Raw genomic sequence first — 1879 nt, forward strand, 5'->3', positions numbered from 1 at the left:
AGCGGCCCAACAACCGCCCCGGACCGGGCCGACCGAAGGCAGAGCACCAGCGCGCGGCAACCCGACCGCCCACCGACTGGACCACCCAAGGGCAGGACACCGCCGCCCAACGGCCCAACCGCCCGCCGACCGGGCAGGGTGCTGCCGTGGGGCGGGGGCGTCCGGAGGGGGCTTGGGCCCGTGGGGACGTGCGGGGCCCGCAGGGGGCTCAGGTCAGGGTGGGGCGGGTGGCGTAGAAGGCGACGGCCGACGCGGCGGCGACGTTGAGGGAGTCGACCCCCTCGGCCATCGGGATGGTGACGTGGAGGTCCGCGGCGGCGAGCACGCGGGGGCTGAGCCCGTCGCCCTCGGTGCCGAAGACGAGGGCCAGCCGTTCGTCCCGGCGCGCGGCCAACTCGTCCAGGGTGACGGACCGCTCGCCGAGGCAGAGCGCGGCGACCGTGAAGCCCCCCTCGCGCAGCCGCTCGAGGTCCGCGGGCCAGGACTCCAGCCGGGTCCACGGCACCTGGAAGACCGTGCCCATGGACACCTTCACGGCCCGCCGGTACAGCGGGTCGGCGCACCGCGGGGTGAGCAGCACGGCGTCGACGCCGAGGGCGGCCGCGTTCCTGAACGCGGCGCCGATGTTGGCGTGGTCGACGATGTCCTCGAAGACGGCCAGCCGCCGCGCCCCGGGGAGGAGTTCGCCGACGTCCCGCAGCGGCTCGCGCCGCATGGAGGCGAGCGCGCCGCGGTGGACGTGGTAGCCGGTGACCTGTTCGGCGGTCTCGGGGGTCACCACGTGGACCGGGGCGTCGGTCTCCTCGATGAGGTCGGCCAACACGCCCGCCCACTTGGGGGTGAGCATCATGGACCGCATCCCGTGACCGCCGGCGACGGCCCGCCGGATCACCTTCTCGCCCTCGGCGATGAACAGGCCCTCGGCGGGCTCGCGGCGGCGCCGCAGCTCGACGTCGGTCAGGTTCGTGTAGTCGGCGAGGCGGGGGTCGTCGGGGTCGTCGACGGGGATGAGTTCGGCCATGGGAGGAGGGTGCCTTACGGGAGTGTGGTGGGGCCGACGGCGACCACCGGGCCGATGACGATGACGGCGGGCGGCCGGACGTCCTCGGCGCGGACCACCTCTCCGACGGTGGCCAGGGTGGCGTCCACGCGCCGCTGGGCGCTGGTGGTGCCTTCCTGGACCAGGGCGACGGGGGTGTCGGGGGCCTTGCCGTGGGCGATCAGCGTCTCGGCGATGCGGCCTATCTTGTCGACGCCCATCAGGATGACGAGGGTGCCGGTGAGCCGCGCCATGGCCGCCCAGTCGACCAGCGAGCGCTCGTCGTCCGGGGCGACGTGACCGCTGAGGACGGTGAACTCGTGGGCGACGCCGCGGTGGGTGACCGGGATGCCGGCGGCGGCCGGGACGGAGATCGAGGAGGAGATGCCGGGGACGACGGTGCAGGCGATGCCGGCCTCGGCGAGCGCCTGGGCCTCCTCCATGCCGCGTCCGAAGACGTACGGGTCGCCGCCCTTGAGGCGGACCACGGCCTTGCCCTGCTGGGCGTGCTCGATCAGGGCGTTGTTGATGGCCTCCTGCGGCATGAAGCGCCCGTAGGGGATCTTCGCGGCGTCGATGACCTCGACGTGCGAGGGCAGTTCGTCGAGCAGGTCGCGGGGGCCGAGGCGGTCGGCGATGACCACGTCGGCCTCGGCGAGCAGGCGGCGGCCGCGCACGGTGATCAGGTCGGGGTCGCCGGGGCCGCCACCGACCAGGGCGACGCCCGGGGACTTGGTGCGGTGCTGCGGGGCGACGAGGGTGTTGTCGCGCAGCCCCTCGACGACGGCGTCGCGGATGGCGGCGGTGTGCCGCGGGTCGCGGTCCTTGGCCTCGGTGGTG

The 1879-nt window shown here is 74.7% G+C and carries 2 protein-coding genes; both read right to left on the reverse strand.

Annotated elements, in window-relative coordinates; translation table 11 throughout:
* Nucleotides 1-208: 208 nt before the first annotated feature.
* Nucleotides 209-1021: an RNA methyltransferase gene (locus HW445_RS29220; RefSeq protein ID WP_180223839.1), complete on the reverse strand. Its 813-nt coding sequence runs from the start codon at nucleotides 1019-1021 to the stop codon at nucleotides 209-211.
* A 14-nt stretch (nucleotides 1022-1035) separates the two neighbouring features.
* On the reverse strand, nucleotides 1036-1879 hold an 844-nt coding region (gene cobA, locus HW445_RS29225), incomplete at its 5' end, for a uroporphyrinogen-III C-methyltransferase (RefSeq protein WP_180223840.1).

Origin of the sequence: Streptomyces sp. UH6 (assembly GCF_013421635.1) — a bacterium.
Taxonomy (GTDB): domain Bacteria; phylum Actinomycetota; class Actinomycetes; order Streptomycetales; family Streptomycetaceae; genus Streptomyces; species Streptomyces abyssomicinicus.